The sequence below is a fragment of the Maridesulfovibrio salexigens DSM 2638 genome, assembly GCF_000023445.1.
Classification (GTDB): domain Bacteria; phylum Desulfobacterota; class Desulfovibrionia; order Desulfovibrionales; family Desulfovibrionaceae; genus Maridesulfovibrio; species Maridesulfovibrio salexigens.
In genome coordinates this window covers 3,606,876-3,625,935 of record NC_012881.1, presented here as the reverse complement: position 1 = coordinate 3,625,935, position 19,060 = coordinate 3,606,876, and the positions used below count along the sequence as shown (strand labels likewise).

Genomic DNA, 19,060 nt, shown 5'->3' with positions numbered 1-19,060 from the left:
TTATGATGAAAAAAATCCTATGTGTTGATGATGAACCAAACAATCTTCAGGTGCTTCGTCAAATTTTAAAGGAACATTATCAGCTTATCTTTGCTCCCAATGGTACAAGGGCCTTAGACGCGGCCGCAAAGCATATGCCGGATATGGTGTTGCTTGACATTATGATGCCGGACATAAGCGGATATGAAGTTTGTGAGAAGCTCAAGGCTGACCCGCGCACCAAGGATATCACTATTATCTTCGTTACTGCCATGAGTGAAGTTAAGGATGAAGCTTATGGTTTTGATGTAGGGGCAGTGGATTATATTCAGAAACCTGTTTCCGGGGCAGTGGTCCTTCGTCGGGTGCAAACTCATTTGAATCTTGTTCGGGTACAGGAGCTTGAAAAAAGTCAGCGGGATGCCATATTCATGTTAGGTGAAGCTGGTCACTATAATGACAACGATACCGGGGTTCATATCTGGCGCATGTCCGCTTTTGCGCGAGCTTTGGCTGAAAGAGCTGGGTGGCCAGCATATATGGCAGAACGGTTGGAACTAGCTTCAGCTATGCATGATACTGGCAAGATTGGTATCCCTGATTCTATTCTTAAAGCTCCCCGTAAGTTAACTTCTGAAGAATGGAAGGTGATGCAAACTCATACCGAAATTGGGCACCGTATTCTGAGTATGAGTAATTCTCCTATTTTTACCATGGCAGCAGGTATTTCACTTAATCACCATGAAAAATGGGATGGGAGTGGGTATCCGAATGGAATTTCCGGAGAAGATATTCCTGAGTCTGCACGAATTGTTGCGATTGCGGATGTCTTTGATGCCCTAACCATGAAAAGACCGTACAAGAAAGCGTGGAGTTTCGAAGAGGCTAGAGATGAAATTTTAAAAGGGGCTGGAGGACATTTTGATCCGACACTGATTGAATTGTTTGAAAGTATTAGTTCGCAGTTTTATGAAATCAAGAATAAGTGGGATAAGACTGAAAGCTTGATTTCTGAAGGGAAAATTAATTGATTTGATCAGAAGTCAAAAACAGAAAAAGCCACCAATCTTAAGATTGATGGCTTCTCCGCGAAAAGTGGCGGAGCCGACGAGACTCGAACTCGCGGCCTCCGGCGTGACAGGCCGGCGTTATAACCAGCTTAACTACGGCTCCGCATATATATTAAACGTGTTAAGCACCGTTTAAATTCTGAGGTGGTAGGCGGAACAGGGCTCGAACCTGTGACCCTCGGCTTGTAAGGCCGATGCTCTCCCAACTGAGCTATCCGCCCCCAGTGAGGAATCAGTTCTAAAGATACTCGCTCAAGTTGTCAACAGGTTTTTTTAAAAAAAGTTTCAGAAATTTATTCCTGTACCCATTTAAGGGCTTCAGCTCTTTGATCCTGGTTGTAATGGCGGACCTCAATTGAGGGAAAAAGTTTGTCGCCGACTTTGATCAGCGGCTCATGCCATTTAATATCTGAAACCACAGCTTTCTTGGAAAAACGCTTAAGGTTGGGCAGGGCAAATTTCAAATCTTCAATCAGGGCATTGAAAGATATGCCACCTATTTCTTCAACTTCAACATAGACGGCGATTCTTTCTTCGTCTTTCATCTTTGCTTTGCAAACGGAGAGCATTTTCTCCATGTCTTCTTCGTTAATTTTACCGTTGATTCTGAGTCCTAACACTTTGGGAGCGATTTCAATCATTTCAATCATGTTTTACTCCGTTGTTTGTTCCTCATTCATAGGAATTGATATTGAAAAAACAGTGCCCTTTTCAGGGGTGGATTCAAACCACACTTTCCCTTGCAGGTGCTTTTCTATTAACAGCTTCATACTGTACGTTCCCAGACCTCTTCCTTCTCCTTTAGTGGAAAAAGAGCGTTTGAAAATTTGGCGCTGGCTTTTTGCAGGAATGAAACAATTGTTATGGCCCCAGAAGTGTGCTTGCTCACCGTCTTTTTGGCAGCCTAATGTTATTGTTTCTCCCGCTTCGGAAGCTTCAAGTGCGTTTTTGACCATATTTCCTAAAGACCTGATCAAAATTGTAGGATCTGTATTAAAATAGAAGTCCTCAAATTCTTCTATGTGTATCTGGCGGTCAGCGCAGAGTGGGTGGCTGCTGTACATATCCCAAATTTTTTTCAGTGTACCTTTGCTGGAGGTCGGCCTGATGGCGACTTTAAGCTTTCCTTCTTCGGCCTTACCGAGATCTCGCTGGGCTTGAATTTCTTCTGTCAGCTGAGAAATAGTGTTGTCCATTTTTAGACACTGCTCATGGATTCTGTCTGATGCGGAGCTTCGGCAAAGCATTTGCGATGCATATCTGAGTCCTGTTGCGAGATTCAAAACATCATGGAAAAACAGATGCTCAAGGTTCTTCCTTCTTTTTTCATGACTGATATCGAGCACTGTAAAAATGACAAGTTCGTATTCTTCATATTTGAAGGGAGATGTGAAAACCTGCAGATCTAATGCTTCATTGAAGTCGGCGGATTTTCTTAAGATATGGCATTCCTCTGTGTGGGCTTTACCTTCAAGGGATTTAATGATTGATGCTGCGGCCCCGCAGTCACGGCAGAATATGCTTGTTCCGCACCCCCCTTCATGCGCAACAGAGTGGATGCAGCCTAATGCCTCACCCGGTCTAAGGCCGACTGTTTCATATGGACTTTTGCTTTTCGCTATTGATTGGAATGATGAGTTGCAGAATACCGTCTGGCGGCAATTATTGATCATCAACAAGGGGACGGGCTGAGCATGAAATGCTGCTGTCATTGGATTTTTTTTTATGATGTCTGCCAGCTCCTGAAGTTCAGGCAAGGGAGTTCTTTCAGCTGGTGCAAAATCAGTGGGCAGAGTCATACATAAACCTCATAAAATTTGTTGTTGATGATTAGTCTGTTTGTACATCTGTAATATCTTATTTTGACAGGGATGCAAACATGATCGGGTGGATTTTAGTGGTGCGGGGCTTATGCCATTTTGATGTTTAATAGTTTAATGTTGCTTTTTGGGGAAGGAATATGGAGAGTTGATAGGAATAATATATACATGGAGATTTTCTGATGAGTGATAAGGCTGAAAAATTCAGCAACAAAATGTGCGATATATTGAATTATGGGGCTCTCAACCTGGCTATGGGTATCGGCTATGAGGCAGGTTTGTTTGAAGCACTTGCCGATATGGATGCTCCGTCATCTTGTTCGGCTATTGCGGAAAAGGGCAGAGTAAGCGAACGGTATCTGCGTGAGTGGTTGGGAGTAATGGTTTGCGGAGGCATTGTCGAGGTGCGTTCCGATGCTCAAGGGCGGGAATTATTTGAACTGCCTAAGGATTATATCCCGTTTCTTTGTCGCTCCGGTGGAAATTCAAATCTCGGGGTTTATACGCAGGAGATTCCTTTGCTTACTGATTGCGCAAGGACGGGGGTGCTTGATGGTATGAAGAGCGGTGCTGGGATACCCTATGAGCGATATCCGAGATTTTATTCGTTCATGGAGCAGTTGGCTGACGCCAAGCATCGTGATGTGCTTGTACAGACCTTTCTACCATCAGTGTTGGGTGGCGAGATGGTCCGGCGTATGGAAGATGGCATTTCAGTATGCGATATCGGCTGTGCGGAAGGAGTGGCTCTTGAGGTAATGGCGCAGGCTTTCCCTGCTTCGCAATTTACAGGCATTGATATTTCGGAAGAGTCGCTTGGTAACGGGCGTAAGCGGGTTGCGAAACTGGGGCTGAAAAATATTTTGTTCCAGTTTCAGGATGCTGCCGGTGATAATGCTGAGCCGGAGCAATTTGATTACATCACCGCCTTTGATTCCATTCATGATCAGACCCGTCCCTTCGAGGCATTGTGCAATATCCATAAGATGCTCAAACCCGATGGGGTCTTCTCCATGATCGATATCAAGGCAAGTTCTTCGGTCGGTGGAAATATGGGCCATCCCATGGGATCATTTCTTTATACGGTCAGCCTGATGCATTGCATGCCGGTCGGTTTGGTGGACGGAGGAACCGGGTTGGGCATGATGTGGGGCCGGGAAAAAGCTGTCTCTATGTGCAAGGAGGCCGGATTCAGGCGGGTAGAGGTGAATGATATCCCTGAAGACGGTTTTAACAGCCACTATCTTTGTTTTAAATAAAAGAAGGGTGCCGACATTTAAGTACGGCACCTTTTTTTATTGATTGATCTGTCTGATCAGTTCCACAGCTTCCAGCGGAGGACGAGATTCTACTCGCTTGTATTCTCTCCCGTCAGGAGTTCTTGAAATCAGCCCTTCATCCACCAGCCAGCGACGCAGCATGGTGTGGTCGCAGAATGAATGGTTCAGAATCAATTGTTCATCCAATTCAAGCTCTGTCAGAGCAGTGCGGGCTGCCAGACGGGACCAAAGTACCCATAGGCAGAGAACACGTTGATTATGTTTCTTCGGCCAGCGTTGAAGCCTTCCGTTAAGGTCGAAGTAGCGAACGGCCTTTTGCACCCGCTTCAAGTCGAGGGGCGTTGTTTCCTGTTTTCGGGGTATAGCTTGTGTGGCTTTGAGGTGCTGAAAGTTTTTGTAACCTCCGGCTTTAGCCAGCAGATTTAGCATTTCCACGTGACTGGGAATGCGTTCAGCATCTTCCAGCTGTCTGCGCAGATTGCGCGACAAAGCGGAAACATCGTTAATGATGAGTGGGAGTAGTGTTCGTGACATGGCTTATCCTTGTTTTTGTGCCTACCGCATAAAAAATGGGATTGCCGGTGGCCGTCCTTCCGACTCGGCACAGGATAAGTGTCGAATGGAATTGATTTGTAGCAGGTTTAGCTCCCAAAAGGGTGACGGCGCCTCGGTGAACTGCTGACCGGAATTTAAGCTACCGTAGAGCGGTGGCGGAAGCAATAAGAAAAAGAGTTGTTGATTTTGCTGGGGCGTTTGATGATTTTAATGGAAGATCATAGTGATGCTGGTTATGACTTTATAAGTTAAATCAACTTAGGTGCGGTGCTTGTTGCTGTTTTTTAGACAAACCCGGTTTAAGGAGGGTGGCGTGGACTCTTTTAATTTCGATTTAGGCTTATATCGTGAACGTCTGCATCTATCAGATAATATTTCAAATACAGCTCAAGGGTTACGAGTTCTGCAGCAGACGCAACTATACTCTATTCCGATAGAGAATTTCGATATTCAGTTGGGCCGCGGTATTGACCTTGATCCTTCGTTTATTTTTGAAAAATTGGTGTGCAGTCCGCGGGGCGGATATTGTTTTGAGGTAAATAGTTTGTTTCTCATGGCACTTCAGGCTTTGGGCTTTGAGGCCCGTCCGCTTCTGGGAAGAGTGCACTTGACGGGGGAACCTTCCGGTCGCGGGCATCAAATATCTCTTGTTAAAATTGGTGGGCGTAATTGGATTGCCGATGTGGGGTTTGGAAAGGATACTCCGCTTGGTCCTTTGCTTCTGGAGTTGGGGGTGGTGCAGGAGTTTAGCGGGCAGTCATTCCGTTTGATAGATGGAGGCCGGTTCGGGACAATGGTGCAAAAGCTTGAAGGGGAACAGTGGAAAAATCTATATAGCTTTGACATGGAATATGTCTGCAAGGCTGATATAGCCTACGGAAATCATTATACATCAACAAGCCCGCATTCTTTTTTCACTACATCACGTTTCGCTGTTAAGCCGTTTGAAGAAGGTTGGGCTGTTTTATTCAATTACAGGCTTAAATTGATTCAGAAGGATGACGTGCAAGAGTTATATCTTCCGGAAGGGCAGGGGTATCTGGACATTCTGAAAAAGTACTTCGGGATAGAGCTGGATGCCGACTATGGGGAATTGAAGCCTGTTTCAAGGGATAAGGAAGACAGCTAAGATATTTCAATCCAGTTTTTAAAGATCTCATCATTCTTCGCGAATTCAGTGCAGGATACAGGTGTCTGGCAGTGAATTTCTTCAAAATTAGTAACGTTATCCCGCATTATTCCGGTAAATTTATCAATATCTTCATACATAAAGTCAGGATGGAACTGTAACCCCCAGATGTGCTTGCCTTTCATTTGAAAGCCTTGAATATCACAACGGTTTGATTTTGCGATGATTTCGAACCGCTCATCCAAATCGCAGATTTCATCAAAATGAAGAACTGCTGATTTCAAGGTGGGGGCCCCGCTGAAAATCGGGTTGCCGGATATGGAGATGTCGGTCCAGCCTACTTCCGGGGTTTGTGATTTCCGCACATGGTCTTTGCCGAGAATATGCCTGATTAAAAACTGGTGCCCGAAGCATAGCCCGAGGATCGATTTCTCTGTCGCAATAAAGCTGCGAATAATTGAATCTAAGGAGGAATCCCAGCAGTGTTCTTCGGTTACGCTTGCTTCAGATCCGGAAATCAGCAGGTGGGTATAGCTTTCAATTTCAGAGACATCCGCAATGTCTGCCAGATATACGGTGTCATAAGTAATGCCTAGAGATTGAAATACCTCGGCTACCCTATTGTCAAAACTAATTTTGAAAGCTGTTTCACCAAGGATGTTGAGAACCAGCACTCGTTTATTCTTCATTGTGACTCTCCTTTGTCCTGATTTTTATGTGGCTAGTCGAAATGAAAATCAATAGTTGAAAATATGATCACTCGGCTCTTACCCTTTTTCCTCTCATAGAGTTCTACGTATATCCAATCTCTTTTGGGTCTATTGAAAGGTGACTTCAATCAACTTTTATCTGGTATCCAAACGTAGCACTGCTTCTTTCTGGCACCGCTTTTATACGCAGGATCGTTAGGGTGGACTTCTTCCATAGATTTGAAAGTTGCTCCAAGTTTTTCGATTATCCTGATTGATGCTTCGTTTTCAGGATTAACAGTAAGGATGATACTGCTGTAAAAGCAGGTTATGAATTTTCTGAGTGCTAGACAGGCATGGTAGCTCAGTGAATTTCCCCGGTGTTCAGGAAGAATTTCATAGCCGACATGCCCAGCACATTTCAGGATATGGCGGGTGTTGCCAATGCGAAAATTAATATGTCCGACAACGTTTTTTTCGGCATTAAGGATTTTAAAGTGGAAAAAAGGAACTAGTTCGCCATCCGGTGGAACCGGGACGGTTTTCTCAAGGTGCAGGTGAACCGGTCCTGAGCTTAGTGGGGTGTCTGAGTGAAGAAGTGTCATTTGCAGTGAGTGATGTTTTTAAATCATTTCCAATACTGTTGTGTTCGATACACCAAAAAAGAAAAAGCCACCAATCTTTCGATTGATGGCTTTCCCGTGAAAAGTGGCGGAGCCGAAGGGACTCGAACCCTCGGCCTCCGGCGTGACAGGCCGGCGTTATAACCAACTTAACTACGGCTCCGCATATATATTCAAGCGTGTTAAGTGACGCTTAAAAGCGCTTTCGTGAAGAAGGTTCTATGTAAAACCGCACTTGCTCGCAATTATAAAGATAAAAAAGTTTTATAATGATTAAATTGAGGATGTTTTTAGCGTTTAAGTGTTTGAATTTAAATCTTTTTTTAGTGTGTGAAAGTGAGACTGTTTTAACTTGCAATCGATATGTCATGGGTTTGATTCTAAAGCGCATCGGCTGATTAATGAGCGGAAAGAGCATATGTTAAATTGCTGGGGATAATTGGCAGCTGAAATTTATGTCCTTTTTACTGATTTAAGGGTGAATCCGGCTTGGCTTGAAGTTTTTGAAAGTGTATTGAGTTAAAAAATAATTAATTGCGTGTGGGCATCGGTAGATTTGACATAGTTCTATGGGGTTATGCACCGTGAAGGATAAATTCAATATTTGTATTGTAGGGCCGTTTGGCGCAGGAGTAGCCGCTTTAAAGCAATTGGGGCATGCCGTACTTAGCGTTCCGCAGGGCGAAGAGCTCTTTTGTAATCTACCTGATATTCTAGAAAAGAATTCTTTCAGTCCGGACTTGGTGTTGCAGGTTGAATGTCTTGGTAAACGGACTTTGATCCAAGGTTTGGATACCCTTGATTGCCCAACTCTTTTCTGGGCTACTGATCCGCATCTGAATTTACACTGGCACAATACATATGGACGACTGTTTGATCAGGTTTTGTCTACCCAGCAATCATTAGTTCTACCATTCAAGCTTGAAGGGCTTTCCGATGTCCGCTGGCTACCAAGATTTGCGTTTGATTTGGCTTCACCTCCCATTACCTCCCGTAAGAATGAAATAGCTTTCGTGGGCAGGTTGAGCGATCAGCGTCCGGGCCGTAAATGGATGGTCGATTTTATCAAGAGCAGGGTCGGGGAGCGTCCTTTTCCTATCGAACAGTCCCTGAGTCACAGTGAAATGCTGGCTTTGTATCAGGATACGAAAATCATTCCTAATGAATCGATTCTGGGAGAGGTTAATTTTCGGTTGTTCGAAGGAACTTCATGTGGCAGCCTGCTGCTTACTCAGGATCTTGGTGAGGAACAGGCTTCATTGTTTGATCCGGGACGGGAAATTGATACCTATGCGGATGCTGCGGAGTTCGAAGAAAAGCTGAAATTTTATCTAGGCAATGATGATCTGATCCAAAAAATGGGGCAGGCTGCACATAAGCGTGTTCAATCCGAGCATTTGCCAATCCACCGAGCCGAACAAATTTTGGATTTTGCTAAAGATACAGCTCGTAACAGAGCGACTTTTTCAGAAGCCGAAAAATGGCTGGCGGTAACAATTGCGTCCATGTGGGAGTCCGGCATGCTCGATTTGCCGGTCCGCGAGGTTCTTTCCCGGCTGGCCGCCTCAAGTCAGGATGAGAACGTGGTTGTTGCCACGCTTCGCGTGCAAACAGTTATCAATGCTAATTCGGTAGTGGAAGAAAATTTGCTGAACTTGCTCGGCGGGAAGTTGTTCGAAGATTCTTTTGGGGTAAATTTTACCGGTTCGGCAGCAGCATTGCGTCTTGGTAATTGGGATGCGGCAAAAGCTTTTTGGTACAGGCATCTGAAGTCCATAAACAATACCAAGTTACCGCCCAAGGAACCAAAGGATCTTTTAATCTGTTGGGCTAAAGAGCTTAAAAAGCATCAGCGTGTTTTTCGGGGAGGATTCCCTTTTAAATCCAAGACCCATCTGCCGCACACAGCTCTGGATTGTCTGCTGACTATTTATGATAATGATCCGCAAGATGCCGAGGTTCTGCGTCTTATTGATGTTATGTTACGTCCTCGCAAGGAATTGGATCAGGTTAGGGGTGGTTTTCTTGCCTCCCTTGTAGCTCAGAATTCCAGTGACTGGAGGCTGTTTTTTGAACAGGCATTGACCAATTTACATAGCTATCGTCTTGATGATGGTATGCAAAAGCTTGTGTTGGCGCGTGAGCTTGCCAGTGAGCGAGGTCAGGAAAGGGCTTTTAGCATGGCTTTGCGGGGACGTGATGAGTCCGGGTTGATTATTAAACGTTTGCTTGATTGTTAGAAAGACAGAAAGAGCGCCAGTAAGAGTTGATTTCAATATATGTCTGAAAGATTAGAATATAAGCCGTTAAACCGATGGCGCTATCCGCGAAAAGAGTTGCAGCCTTATGTGGACCGTTACTGGGAGTGGTCAGGGCAGTCCCTCTCGGACGAGGCGTTGCCTCGAATTTTGCCGGGTACTGGCAAGGAATTGTTCTTCCATTATGGTGAGCCGTTTACGTATGAACTTGATGCAGGCGCCAAAAGCTTTTTATCGCCTAGTCATCTGGTCTGTTTGCGTTCAAAGGTTGCTACTTTTTTTCCTATGGAGACTTCCGGATTTATCTCCATAAGGTTCAAGACCGGGATGTTCAGGTCGTTCTGTAAAATATCTCCTTTTGAAATAAAGGATACACTGGCAAGCGGTGTGGATTTGTTCGGTAAAAGTGCTTCTGAGCTTGGAGAGCGTATTGTTGAGGCAGGGAGTTTTGATGAACGTGTGGCTTTGCTTGAAGATTTCCTGATCGCTCATCTGGTCTGTGAATCTAATGAAGAGAGGCTGATACCTTTTGCTGCTGATAGTCTATATTACGGGCATTCTGTTCTAAATTCAAAATTGGTTTCTGAAAGTGTGGGGTTGGGTATCAGGCAGTTTCAGCGAAGGTTTAAGAGAGAAGTCGGGGTAACTCCCAAGCAGTACATGTGTCTTGCCAGATTTCAACAGACAGTCCGGGCTTGCCTGCTCGGTGATCATGCAAACATGCTCGATTGTGCGCTTGCTCACGGATATTACGATCAGGCCCATTTTATACACGATTTTAAGAACTATACGGGCTATTCTCCATCAGATCTTTTAGGTTCAGAGACCCGCATGACGCATTTTTACAATACCAGCAGGCCGCGTCTTTGCTAGCTAACAACCTTCATTAAAAACAAATGGAGGTTCATATGATTTATTTAAGCGCGTCTTTTCAGGCCAAAGAAGGAAAAGAAGTTGAATTGGAAAAGTTACTCTCAGGCATGGTTCCCGAGACAGCTAGAGAAAAAGGTGTTCTGGAGTATAGATTGCACAGGCTCGATAGTTCTGAACGGGAATTTTTCTTTTATGAAAAATATGAGAGTCAGGAAGCTTTAGATTCTCACCTTGCATCAGCCCACTATAAGAGTCTTGTAAAGAACCTTGATGGTTTGCTGGAAAGCCCTCCGGCAGTGGAGATGTACACTCTTCTGGGATCTATCCCGGAGGGGAGTGAAGGGGAGAACTAAAGAGAAAAAGGGCTAAGTTATCAAAAGAAGAAAGCCATCAATCGGGAGATTGGTGGCTTTTTTATGTGCAATTTCGTCGAAGTTGGTATGACCGCGAACTTGTGGTCCCTGGCGTGACAGGTGTTATGCCGTCGGGATGGGGAGAGGGGCAGGGTTAGTGCAATTTTTCGATGAGATCTATGTATGACTCAGCAATAAGGTCTTTCCTCTCAATTTCAAGGCGCTGCATTAATTCGTTGGCTATCTCAATGCCTTCTGATGGTGAGTCCTTGTCGCCTAATACTACTTCGAACTCCAAAAAAGAGCCAAGTTTCTGGACTTCATCCAAATGTATTCTTGTCTTTCCATAAAAAAAGAGGGTTCTTTTCTTTTCGACTATCCCCCTTGTTCCAAAAATTGTTTTTAATACTTTGTGCGTAAATTTGGGAAAAGGTATTGGGATACGTAAATAGCTGGACTGTTTTGGCCCTGTTGAATTTTTCCGTTTATATATAATGAGTTCGGAGACTCCATTCACATTTCTCAGTTTAACGCGATATTTATTCAGTTTGTAAAAAATGTCTTTTTGTAAAAGCAAACTGTCTCGGGGCCCGCATAACTTTTTAACTCTTCGCTCTAAGTTTTCTGGATCGCTGACATGGGCTTTTATTTCAATGTTGTTCGACATATTTCCTCTTAAAAAGTAAATATTATCGTTAGACTTTGTTCAGCAACAAATGTTCGTTTTGTGACTGATAGCACCAAACAGAGAAAGCCACCAATCTTTCGATTGATGGCTTTCTCTTGAAAAGTGGCGGAGCCGAAGGGACTCGAACCCTCGGCCTCCGGCGTGACAGGCCGGCGTTATAACCAACTTAACTACGGCTCCGCGTATATTTTAAAGCGCGTTAAGCTGCGCTTATTGACAAGTGGTAGGCGGAACAGGGCTCGAACCTGTGACCCTCGGCTTGTAAGGCCGATGCTCTCCCAACTGAGCTATCCGCCCACTGTCGGTGTGGATTTCTAAGTGGCTTGAATGTTTGTGTTCATTCTGTTTGCCCCCCCGTCCACGAAGAGGGATACTGCCGATGTCGGCCTGATTTGTCAAACGATTTTTTGAATATATTTAAAATAAATTTTAATCGTCTGAAATGTTTGCATTTTTATGTGCAATTTTCGCGTATTTTTCCATGCTTTCTATGGGGTTTTCAGTCTGGAAAATGTTTCTGCCGATGCAACAGCCCTTACAACCGGATTTTAAACCCGCTTTTGTGTTGTTCAGAGCACCCTCAACATTCTGTCCAAGCGGCCCTCCGGTGACCAGTACCGGAATCGGGCAGGCTGCTACGGCTTTCATGAAAGTGTCCCCGTTATTGGGGTAGGGTACGGCTACGATGTCCGGTCCCAGTTCCGCTCCGATGCGGATACAGTGTGCTACCAAGCTGGAATCATGTTCGTTTACGATCTGGCTGCCTCTTGCGAGAACAGTTGCCAGTACCGGGATTCCAAACTGATGTGCTTCATCAGTGATCTCGCCGAGGTCCACCAGCATGCGGTCTTCCAGTTCATTGCCGATGTTTACATGCATGGAAACAGCATCCGCTCCGAGGCGAAGGGCTTCGGAAATGGAACAGACTATGTTCTTGTTGTAAGAAGGTGAGCCGTGCCTTGTTCCGGCATTAAGCTGGATGATCAGGTTCACGTCCGGCGGCACCAGATGGCCGTAATGCATGGCCAGTCCCTTGTTGAGAATAACCCCCTGCACACCGGATGAGGGCAGGGCTTCAAGGATGGACTGGATGGAGCCGAGGCCATCTATCATGCCTTCGTTGGCTCCGTGGTCGAGGGCCAGAATCAGCGCGTTTCCGCTTTCTTTATCAAAAAGCCTTTTCAGGCGGCGGTTAGTTCCGTTCATTATTTTATTGATCCTTATATTCTTACTTATCTGTCCAGATAAACCGGGGTCCTTTCTTTCCGGTGAATCCGAGCAGCATATCTTTATAATAGAGTCCGACTGGGCCTTTGCCCTTTGCCGGAGCAGGCAGGCTTTGTCCAGCCAGAAGATTGGCTATGTCCTGCGGGTTTTCAATTACCAGTGCCGAGCTGTCCGGCTTTTCAGGCAGCAGGCAGCGCGCAAAAGGGTCCGGCTTGAATTTGTCCCTGTTAAATTTGCCAATGTGGAAACCCTGCCAGCGCAATTCTTTGGGCAGAATTTCAAGGGCGTGTTTGTTCAGGAACATGGCCTTGCCTTTGAATTCGTAAATATCACCTTCGGGCAGGGCTGAAAGGTCAACCGAGCCGGGGATTTCTGTTTTCTTGAGATTGATTTTCTTGCCCGGAGGATTGCAGGTGTCCGGTGTATATTTCTCTTCATCGCCCGGCTTGCGTAGTCCGCAGAGGTAAAATCCCTGACCTCCTCCGGAACCGTCCACGCGCAGCACTCCGTCCATATTAGGCAATAGCGGATCAGCGATGGTGAATCCCTCGGGGCGGGGCAGGTCGAAAAGTTCAAAGCCCAGCTCTTCTGTTGCAAAACGGGTCTGTTCTTCGTTTTCCTGAACATTGGTGGTGCAGGTGGAATAGACCAGCCTGCCACCGGGGGCGAGCAGTTCGTATGCTTTGGTCAGCAGCTTGCGTTGCAGGTTGACCAGCGGGACAGTCTTCTCGCCTTTCCAGACTTCCATAGCCTTGGGGTTTTTATTCAAAGTGCCCCAGCCGCTGCATGGCGGGTCGAGTTGGATGGTTTTCCAGCTTGAAGGGGGCAGGGGAAGTTTCTGGGACTCATAGTGTACAGTTGCGGTGTTCACAGCCTGTACCTTGCGAAGGTTCTGGCGCAGCAATGCCAGACGATCGCTGGAAGGTTCGCTGGCCAGTACAAATCCATCGCGCCCTACCAAGCGTGCAAGCAGGCCGGTTTTGCTGCCGGGGGCGGCGCACATATCGAGCACCACATCGCCTTCTTTCGGGGCCAGCATGAGTGGAGGCAGCATTGAGGAACGGTCCTGAATGTATATTCGACCGAATCTTGCTGCTACGGATTCACCCAGCGGAAAAGGTTCTTTTTCCAGAATACGGGCCATGGAATAGAACGGTTCCGGCCTGAATTCAAAGCCCTGTGCACGGAGCAATTCTTCCACTGCTGCCACATCCTTGGGTGAGCAGACCAGTCTGAAAGTTCTTAAATCTGTATTCATATAAAGTAAGTTGCGGTCGAGGGTGTGTGAGATTGGGAAGACCTGGAGCAGTAGTCCGCAAGAAAAATAGTAAAATTATGTAAAAAAATAGCCTGATATAACTTAAGGAAGACAGGCCGGGATATAAAAAAATCTTAAAACCCTTATAAACAGGAGCCAGAGAGATAAAACAGCAATGCCCGTTTGACAAGTGTATCATGCGGGTATCCCTATCTTTGACTTTGCGTACCGTTGCATTAGCTGCTACAAGCGTTTAACCCGTTTTTGAAAAATTGGCAGTACCGGCTGCCGACATGATGTTCTACCGGTGTGTTATTCTTGATGAATAATATTATGTAATCACAACATATATTGACTGTAAATTTTAGTCTGGAGGATTAAAGATGTCGTTTAGACGTTTGATAATTTTTTTCATTGTTGCCGTTACCATGCTGGCTGCAACTGCTTCTTTTGCAGCTGAAGCCCGCACTTATGCGGTATACCCATTTGAGATCAACGGACCTGACCAGTATAAGTATCTGAGCCGCGGCGTTCAGACGATGTTGACTTCCCGTTTGAACTGGACTGGACATTTTGAGCCTATGGCCGGGTCTTCCAATTTGAAAGAGGCTGACAAACCGAAGAATAAGGTTGAAGAAGTAAAGAGTGTTCAAACTCTCGGTGTTGATTATGTAGCTCTCGGGTCCGTGGTTATAGTCGGAAAACAGGCTTCTGTTGACGTACGCATGATTAATGGTGAGGGACATTCCTGGACCAAAAGTGCCGAGACTACTATTTCTGAACTTATCCCCGCAATTGACGGTATCGCACAGGATATCAAGGGACAGCTTTTTCAGAAACCGGGCAGTCAAAAGAAGAGCGAAGAAGAGATTAAACGCGAGGAAGCTCGTCCTGACAGCCCTGTAAACCCCGAGTTTGTTACTGCCGCTGGTGCGGGTAAAGTTCTTGAAAGTACAATCAACCCTCAGTTCAGATATCAGGGTGGGACAGAAACACCGGGCCGCTGGCGCAGTCAGACTATGAAATTCGTCAACCGTGGCGGTTTTGTAGAAGATGTAACCGGCGATGGTAAAAAAGATCTGGTTGTTCTGGGTGAAAATGAAATTAAGGTCATGGCTATTGTCGGCCAGCACCTTAAAGAAGTTGTTTCCTATTCTTACGGACAGCGTTCTTCCGGTCTGCGGATTAGCGGTATCGATCTGGACAGGGACGGTGTTTACGAAGTTGTACTGTGTACTGAGATAGACAGGAAACCCTACTCCTATATTCTTTCCTTCAAAGGTAAGACCCCGAAAGTCCTGCTTGACCGTAACAGAAACTTTCTTTCTGTGATCAAAACTCCGCCGAACTTTACTGAAACTCTCGTGGGACAGCGTTTTGATCCGCACAGAACATTTTACTCCAAAGACCTTGTAGAGTATTCATTTTCCAATGGTGCACTGGTTCCGATTCGTAAGCTGAATGTTCCTGAGTTCAGTAACGTTTTTAACCTTACCTATCTTCCGGTTAGTGAAGGAGAATACAAGATTCTTGTTCTGAACAAACATGGACGCATTAACCTTTACGACAAGAATCTTGAGCCTATTTACGAAAGTACCAACAGTTACAACTCTGCTGCTGTTGCGATCGATACTGTTTCGAAATCCAGAGGATTTAACGAAGAGAAGAAAAGCGAACGCATGGAGCATAACTACTTTATTCCCATGCCCGTTTCTGTTGTTTCCATCTCTGACCCCCGCAAAAAGGAAGTTCTGTTGAACAAAGACCTTTCCCTTGCCGGGCAGATCTTCTCAAACTACAAAACCTTTGCTCAGGGTGAAATTCATGCTGAATTCTGGGACGGCGTAGGTCTTAACCTTGCGTGGAAAACCCGCAGGATCAAAGGAACAGTAAGCAGCTATGGTGTCGCCGACATTGATAATGACGGTGAAGATGAACTGTATTGCATATTGAACACATTCCCCGGAGCTTTGGGTGTTAAGCACCGCAAGACTCTGGTCATGGCCTACGAACTTAATATGGGCCAATAAGTCTGTTTTTACCGGGCCTCCTGCTTCTTTGCGGGGGGCCCTTTTTATGTTATAAACCGCCATCCTTTTTCGGCGAAGCTGCCTTGCCCTGCTTCGCTGCCCAATCAAAAAAGTAAGTCCTTACAATGGAGGGAGTGAGATGAGAACCGGAAAAACTGCCGGGTTGCTTGCAGTATTTATGTTGTGTGCGGCACTTTTTAGTGCTTCTGTTGTTTCTGCGGCTGATATCAGCCTTAGTTATGCCAACTTTCCGCCAGCCAAAACTTTTCCCTGTGTCCAGATGGAGCGCTGGAAACAGGAAGTGGAAAAAAGAACAGCAGGAAAAGTACAAGTTCAGACTTATCCCGGTTCAACTCTTCTTGGTGCCAAGAACACCCTGCGCGGGGTAATGCAGGGGCAGGCGGATATCGGCTGTGTAAGCCTTGCTTACCATCCGGGCGTATTTCCTCTTAGTTCCGTATTTGAGCTGCCCCTTGGATTCACTTCTTCCACCTCTGCCAGCCTTGCTCTCTGGGATCTTTACACTAAATATCAGCCCAAAGAATTTAAACGGTTCAAGGTGCTGACCATGTTTGCTTCCGCGCCTTCCAATATCATGACCAAGGTTCCCGTACGTAACCTCGATGATCTTAAGGGGCTTGAAGTTCGCGCTTCCGGCATTCTGTCCAAGATTCTGGAATCTCTTGGCGCTACACCGGTTTCCATGCCGATGTCCGCTACTCCTGAAGCTTTGCAGAAAGGTGTGGTTAAAGGCTTGTTCTCCTCTTTTGAGGTCCTTAAAGACTTGAATTTTGCTGAGATTTGCCGTTATGAGACCGAAACCAACACTGCAGTTTATCCTTTTGCTATCATCATGAATATGAATTCTTGGAATTCTCTGCCTGATGATGTCAAAAAAGTGCTGAATGACCTTGGTCGTGAACAGGCTGAATGGACCGGAAAATACATGGATGAACATGTAAAACGTTCCCTTGCCTGGGCCAAAGACAAGTACTCCATCGAGATGATCAAAATGTCTGACGCAGACATGCAGGCTATCAAGGATAAGACTCTGCCGCTCATCGAGGACTGGAAGGAGAAAGCAGCAGCCAAAGGTGTTGACGGCGCAGCAGTTCTTTCCGATGTGGAAGAGCTTCGCATTAAGTATGAAGGCAAGTAGTTTATTTAAAGAATATATGACCAAAGAGTCTCCCTGTCTTTAATGACGGGGAGACTCTTGATATAATTATGATTGATTATCTCGAAAAAGCAGCCATTTGGATTTGTCGCGCCTTGGCAGTGATTGCCGGGTCGGCATTGACCCTGATGATTTTACTGGCCTGTGCGAATATGGTTTCTCGGGCGGTTTGGATTCCGGTTAAAGGAACCTTTGAGCTGATGGGCTTTCTAGGTGCGGTTACCGCTGGATTTTCACTTGGTTTTTCGCAGTTGTACCGCAGCCATATTGCTGTGGGGCTTTTGTTCAGGCATTTTCCCGCTCATGTACAGGTTGTGCTGGACGCATTGTCCAGTGCTGTTTCCTGTGTGTTTTTTGTTTTTTGTGCCAATGAAACCTATAAATGGGGCATGTTTCTCTATGATCTCGAGGAAGTCTCAGAAACTTTAGGTATTCATTTTTATCCCTTTGTTTTTGCCGTGGCCTTTGGCTGTCTGGCAATGTCTTTTGTTATCATGCTTGATATCCTTCGTATTCTGCGCGGCAAAGAACCGCTTAAACCCGCTTAGTATTATGGAACCGATTACTGTTGGAATTGTGGGCGTTCTCTGCCTGCTGCTGGTTATTCTTGTTTTGCGTGTCCCTGTGGGCTTTGCCATGGGCATTATCGGGTTTATCGGCTTTGCCAAGGTCTTGAATCTCAAGGCTGCTTACGGGATGCTGGGTACTGAAATCTGGAATGTTTTTTCGTCCTATGGCTTAACAGTTATTCCACTGTTCATCCTTATGGGACAGATTTGTTTTTATTCCGGGGTAAACGAGCGTCTTTATAAGTCTGCATATGCATGGATGGGCCATATTCGTGGCGGTATCGCCATGGCTACGGTCATGGCCTGTGCCGGATTTGCCGCTATCTGCGGTTCCAACACCGCCACTGCCGCGACCATGTCCACCGTGGCTTTGCCGGAAATGAAGAAATTCAAGTACAATCCCATTCTTTCCACCGGCTCAGTTGCAGCCGGGGCGACCCTCGGGGTTGTCATCCCGCCCAGTGTGGTACTGATCATCATCGGCCTACAGACAGGGGAGTCCATCAGCAGGCTCTTCATGGGTGGGGTTATTCCCGGCGTTCTGCTTTGTGCGCTCTTTCTGCTTACTGTTTACATGATGTGCGTGGCGCATCCTGATTGGGGCCCGGCTGGTAAAGAGGTTTCCTTCAAGGAAAAGCTTGCTTCCCTTCCCGGTTCCATAGAAATGATCATTCTTTTTGTGCTGGTTATGGGCGGGCTTTTCGCAGGCTGGTTTACTCCCACAGAGGCCGGAGCAGCAGGTTCCGCTTTCGCATTGCTGATCAGCATTGTCTCACGGGAGATGACTTTTAAGCGCTTTGCTGCTGCTGTCAGTGATACTCTCAAGGTATCCTGCATGATCATGGTGGTAATGCTTGGCGCGGTAATCTTCGGGCGTTTTCTGGCTGTTACCCGTATTCCGTTTGAAGCAGCGAACTTTGTTGCCGCACTGCCTATCCCCCCTACTGTGATCATTCTGCTCATCTGCGTGATCTACATTATCGGCGGTATGGTCATGGATGCTTTGGCTCTGCTTCTGATCACCATTCCCATCTTTTTCCCCATTGTCAGTGCTATGGGGTATGATCCGGTCTGGTTCGGCGTCCTTATTACCATTGTTACAACTCTTGGCGCGATCACTCCTCCGGTAGGTGTTACGACGTTTATTGTAGCTTCTATGGCGGAGGATGTGTCGATTGACCGGGTTTTTCTGGGTGTCAGCTATTTCATGATCGCTTACGTTATTCTCGTGGCTTTGATGCTCGCGGTCCCGGCAACGGTTACATTTTTACCCAGTCTGCTTTAATATGAATGCCTCCGGCGGCTTAAACCCTTTTGCAAAAGGGTTTAAGAATCCCAAAACCTTTTATTGGGCTTCGCCGAGCGTAATTTCAAAGATGAACTGAACGCGCTAATTGCGAAGCATATTAAAAGGTTTTGAAAAGGATGGGGTCTGGGGAAGGAAAAACTTTTGCAAAAGTTTTTTCTTCCCCAGCCGCCGGA

18 protein-coding genes and 5 tRNA genes are annotated in these 19,060 nt (G+C 46.0%); 10 read left to right on the top strand and 13 right to left on the bottom strand.

The features are described 5' to 3' along the window. The first annotated feature begins 2 nt into the window (after window positions 1-2). The gene (locus DESAL_RS16605; protein ID WP_015853129.1) at window positions 3-1,010 is read left to right on the top strand and encodes a response regulator; all 1,008 of its coding nucleotides are present in this window, start codon (window positions 3-5) and stop codon (window positions 1,008-1,010) included. Window positions 1,011-1,075: 65 nt separating this feature from the next. Here DESAL_RS16605 and DESAL_RS16600 read toward each other — a convergent pair. The 4 genes from DESAL_RS16600 to DESAL_RS16585 all read right to left on the bottom strand — a co-directional run bounded on the left by DESAL_RS16600 (window position 1,076) and on the right by DESAL_RS16585 (window position 2,848). Continuing rightward, window positions 1,076-1,152: transfer RNA gene (locus DESAL_RS16600), tRNA-Asp, on the bottom strand. Window positions 1,153-1,194: 42 nt separating this feature from the next. Then, a tRNA-Val gene (locus tag DESAL_RS16595) sits at window positions 1,195-1,270 on the bottom strand. 72 nt (window positions 1,271-1,342) lie between these two features. After that, the gene (locus tag DESAL_RS16590; RefSeq protein ID WP_015853128.1) at window positions 1,343-1,699 is read right to left on the bottom strand and encodes a SpoIIAA family protein; all 357 of its coding nucleotides are present in this window, start codon (window positions 1,697-1,699) and stop codon (window positions 1,343-1,345) included. 3 nt (window positions 1,700-1,702) lie between these two features. Further along, window positions 1,703-2,848, bottom strand: coding sequence for a sensor histidine kinase (locus tag DESAL_RS16585; RefSeq protein WP_015853127.1), 1,146 nt, complete (start codon window positions 2,846-2,848; stop codon window positions 1,703-1,705). Between the two features lie 203 nt (window positions 2,849-3,051). Here DESAL_RS16585 and DESAL_RS16580 point away from each other — a divergent pair, with 203 nt between their 5' ends. Continuing rightward, entirely contained in the window at window positions 3,052-4,128 is a 1,077-nt protein-coding gene (locus DESAL_RS16580) for a class I SAM-dependent methyltransferase (protein ID WP_015853126.1), read from the top strand. A gap of 36 nt (window positions 4,129-4,164) precedes the next feature. Here DESAL_RS16580 and DESAL_RS16575 read toward each other — a convergent pair whose 3' ends face one another. Further along, entirely contained in the window at window positions 4,165-4,683 is a 519-nt protein-coding gene (locus DESAL_RS16575) for a DUF2087 domain-containing protein (RefSeq protein ID WP_015853125.1), read from the bottom strand. A gap of 334 nt (window positions 4,684-5,017) precedes the next feature. On the opposite strand from DESAL_RS16575, the gene DESAL_RS16570 reads away from it, so the two are divergent. Beyond that, window positions 5,018-5,833, top strand: a complete 816-nt coding sequence (locus tag DESAL_RS16570; RefSeq protein ID WP_015853124.1) for an arylamine N-acetyltransferase family protein — start codon at window positions 5,018-5,020, stop codon at window positions 5,831-5,833. Here DESAL_RS16570 and DESAL_RS16565 read toward each other — a convergent pair. The 3 genes from DESAL_RS16565 to DESAL_RS16555 all read right to left on the bottom strand — a co-directional run bounded on the left by DESAL_RS16565 (window position 5,830) and on the right by DESAL_RS16555 (window position 7,308). Then, window positions 5,830-6,522 (bottom strand): type 1 glutamine amidotransferase, encoded by a 693-nt coding sequence (locus DESAL_RS16565; RefSeq protein WP_015853123.1) that lies wholly within the window; start codon window positions 6,520-6,522, stop codon window positions 5,830-5,832. The two genes, DESAL_RS16570 and DESAL_RS16565, sit on opposite strands and share 4 nt — an antisense overlap. 149 nt (window positions 6,523-6,671) lie before the next feature. Next, window positions 6,672-7,127 carry a GNAT family N-acetyltransferase gene (locus DESAL_RS16560; RefSeq protein WP_015853122.1) on the bottom strand — a complete coding sequence of 152 codons (456 nt, stop codon included), beginning with the start codon at window positions 7,125-7,127 and terminating at the stop codon, window positions 6,672-6,674. A 104-nt stretch (window positions 7,128-7,231) separates the two neighbouring features. Then, window positions 7,232-7,308: transfer RNA gene (locus tag DESAL_RS16555), tRNA-Asp, on the bottom strand. A 421-nt stretch (window positions 7,309-7,729) separates the two neighbouring features. On the opposite strand from DESAL_RS16555, the gene DESAL_RS16550 reads away from it, so the two are divergent. Genes DESAL_RS16550 through DESAL_RS16540 form a run of 3 tightly spaced genes read left to right on the top strand, consistent with a single transcriptional unit; the run spans window position 7,730 to window position 10,629 of the window. Continuing rightward, complete coding sequence (locus tag DESAL_RS16550; protein WP_049760030.1) at window positions 7,730-9,385, top strand: CgeB family protein; 1,656 nt, start codon at window positions 7,730-7,732, stop codon at window positions 9,383-9,385. A gap of 39 nt (window positions 9,386-9,424) precedes the next feature. Further along, on the top strand, window positions 9,425-10,276 hold the full coding sequence (locus DESAL_RS16545; RefSeq protein ID WP_015853120.1) for a helix-turn-helix transcriptional regulator: 852 nt from the start codon (window positions 9,425-9,427) through the stop codon (window positions 10,274-10,276). 35 nt (window positions 10,277-10,311) lie between these two features. Next, complete coding sequence (locus DESAL_RS16540; protein WP_015853119.1) at window positions 10,312-10,629, top strand: putative quinol monooxygenase; 318 nt, start codon at window positions 10,312-10,314, stop codon at window positions 10,627-10,629. A 154-nt stretch (window positions 10,630-10,783) separates the two neighbouring features. Here the strand turns inward: DESAL_RS16540 and DESAL_RS16535 are convergent, their stop codons facing one another. The 5 genes from DESAL_RS16535 to DESAL_RS16515 form a co-directional block, all read right to left on the bottom strand. Beyond that, window positions 10,784-11,296: a class IV adenylate cyclase gene (locus DESAL_RS16535; RefSeq protein ID WP_015853118.1), complete on the bottom strand. Its 513-nt coding sequence runs from the start codon at window positions 11,294-11,296 to the stop codon at window positions 10,784-10,786. A gap of 124 nt (window positions 11,297-11,420) precedes the next feature. Then, window positions 11,421-11,497: transfer RNA gene (locus DESAL_RS16530), tRNA-Asp, on the bottom strand. 41 nt (window positions 11,498-11,538) lie between these two features. Next, a tRNA-Val gene (locus DESAL_RS16525) sits at window positions 11,539-11,614 on the bottom strand. Window positions 11,615-11,746: 132 nt separating this feature from the next. Then, entirely contained in the window at window positions 11,747-12,523 is a 777-nt protein-coding gene (locus DESAL_RS16520) for a class I fructose-bisphosphate aldolase (protein ID WP_015853117.1), read from the bottom strand. A gap of 22 nt (window positions 12,524-12,545) precedes the next feature. Beyond that, window positions 12,546-13,802 carry an RsmB/NOP family class I SAM-dependent RNA methyltransferase gene (locus tag DESAL_RS16515; RefSeq protein WP_015853116.1) on the bottom strand — a complete coding sequence of 419 codons (1,257 nt, stop codon included), beginning with the start codon at window positions 13,800-13,802 and terminating at the stop codon, window positions 12,546-12,548. A 383-nt stretch (window positions 13,803-14,185) separates the two neighbouring features. Here DESAL_RS16515 and DESAL_RS16510 point away from each other — a divergent pair, with 383 nt between their 5' ends. The 4 genes from DESAL_RS16510 to DESAL_RS16495 all read left to right on the top strand — a co-directional run bounded on the left by DESAL_RS16510 (window position 14,186) and on the right by DESAL_RS16495 (window position 18,863). Next, window positions 14,186-15,832 carry an FG-GAP-like repeat-containing protein gene (locus tag DESAL_RS16510; protein WP_015853115.1) on the top strand — a complete coding sequence of 549 codons (1,647 nt, stop codon included), beginning with the start codon at window positions 14,186-14,188 and terminating at the stop codon, window positions 15,830-15,832. Window positions 15,833-15,971: 139 nt separating this feature from the next. After that, on the top strand, window positions 15,972-16,991 hold the full coding sequence (locus tag DESAL_RS16505; RefSeq protein WP_015853114.1) for a TRAP transporter substrate-binding protein: 1,020 nt from the start codon (window positions 15,972-15,974) through the stop codon (window positions 16,989-16,991). A 68-nt stretch (window positions 16,992-17,059) separates the two neighbouring features. Next, window positions 17,060-17,557, top strand: a complete 498-nt coding sequence (locus tag DESAL_RS16500) for a TRAP transporter small permease (RefSeq protein ID WP_015853113.1) — start codon at window positions 17,060-17,062, stop codon at window positions 17,555-17,557. Between the two features lie 4 nt (window positions 17,558-17,561). After that, the gene (locus DESAL_RS16495) at window positions 17,562-18,863 is read left to right on the top strand and encodes a TRAP transporter large permease (protein ID WP_015853112.1); all 1,302 of its coding nucleotides are present in this window, start codon (window positions 17,562-17,564) and stop codon (window positions 18,861-18,863) included. Window positions 18,864-19,060 lie beyond the last annotated feature (197 nt).

Coding starts and splice junctions, on each gene's coding strand:
- DESAL_RS16515 (WP_015853116.1), bottom strand. CDS start 13,802: ATGAATACAGATTTAAGAACTTTCAGACTGGTCTGCTCACCCAAGGAT.
- DESAL_RS16535 (WP_015853118.1), bottom strand. CDS start 11,296: ATGTCGAACAACATTGAAATAAAAGCCCATGTCAGCGATCCAGAAAAC.
- DESAL_RS16520 (WP_015853117.1), bottom strand. CDS start 12,523: ATGAACGGAACTAACCGCCGCCTGAAAAGGCTTTTTGATAAAGAAAGC.
- DESAL_RS16585 (WP_015853127.1), bottom strand. CDS start 2,848: ATGACTCTGCCCACTGATTTTGCACCAGCTGAAAGAACTCCCTTGCCT.
- DESAL_RS16505 (WP_015853114.1), top strand. CDS start 15,972: ATGAGAACCGGAAAAACTGCCGGGTTGCTTGCAGTATTTATGTTGTGT.
- DESAL_RS16545 (WP_015853120.1), top strand. CDS start 9,425: ATGTCTGAAAGATTAGAATATAAGCCGTTAAACCGATGGCGCTATCCG.
- DESAL_RS16565 (WP_015853123.1), bottom strand. CDS start 6,522: ATGAAGAATAAACGAGTGCTGGTTCTCAACATCCTTGGTGAAACAGCT.
- DESAL_RS16540 (WP_015853119.1), top strand. CDS start 10,312: ATGATTTATTTAAGCGCGTCTTTTCAGGCCAAAGAAGGAAAAGAAGTT.
- DESAL_RS16560 (WP_015853122.1), bottom strand. CDS start 7,127: ATGACACTTCTTCACTCAGACACCCCACTAAGCTCAGGACCGGTTCAC.
- DESAL_RS16500 (WP_015853113.1), top strand. CDS start 17,060: ATGATTGATTATCTCGAAAAAGCAGCCATTTGGATTTGTCGCGCCTTG.
- DESAL_RS16605 (WP_015853129.1), top strand. CDS start 3: ATGATGAAAAAAATCCTATGTGTTGATGATGAACCAAACAATCTTCAG.
- DESAL_RS16575 (WP_015853125.1), bottom strand. CDS start 4,683: ATGTCACGAACACTACTCCCACTCATCATTAACGATGTTTCCGCTTTG.
- DESAL_RS16580 (WP_015853126.1), top strand. CDS start 3,052: ATGAGTGATAAGGCTGAAAAATTCAGCAACAAAATGTGCGATATATTG.
- DESAL_RS16590 (WP_015853128.1), bottom strand. CDS start 1,699: ATGATTGAAATGATTGAAATCGCTCCCAAAGTGTTAGGACTCAGAATC.
- DESAL_RS16495 (WP_015853112.1), top strand. CDS start 17,562: ATGGAACCGATTACTGTTGGAATTGTGGGCGTTCTCTGCCTGCTGCTG.
- DESAL_RS16510 (WP_015853115.1), top strand. CDS start 14,186: ATGTCGTTTAGACGTTTGATAATTTTTTTCATTGTTGCCGTTACCATG.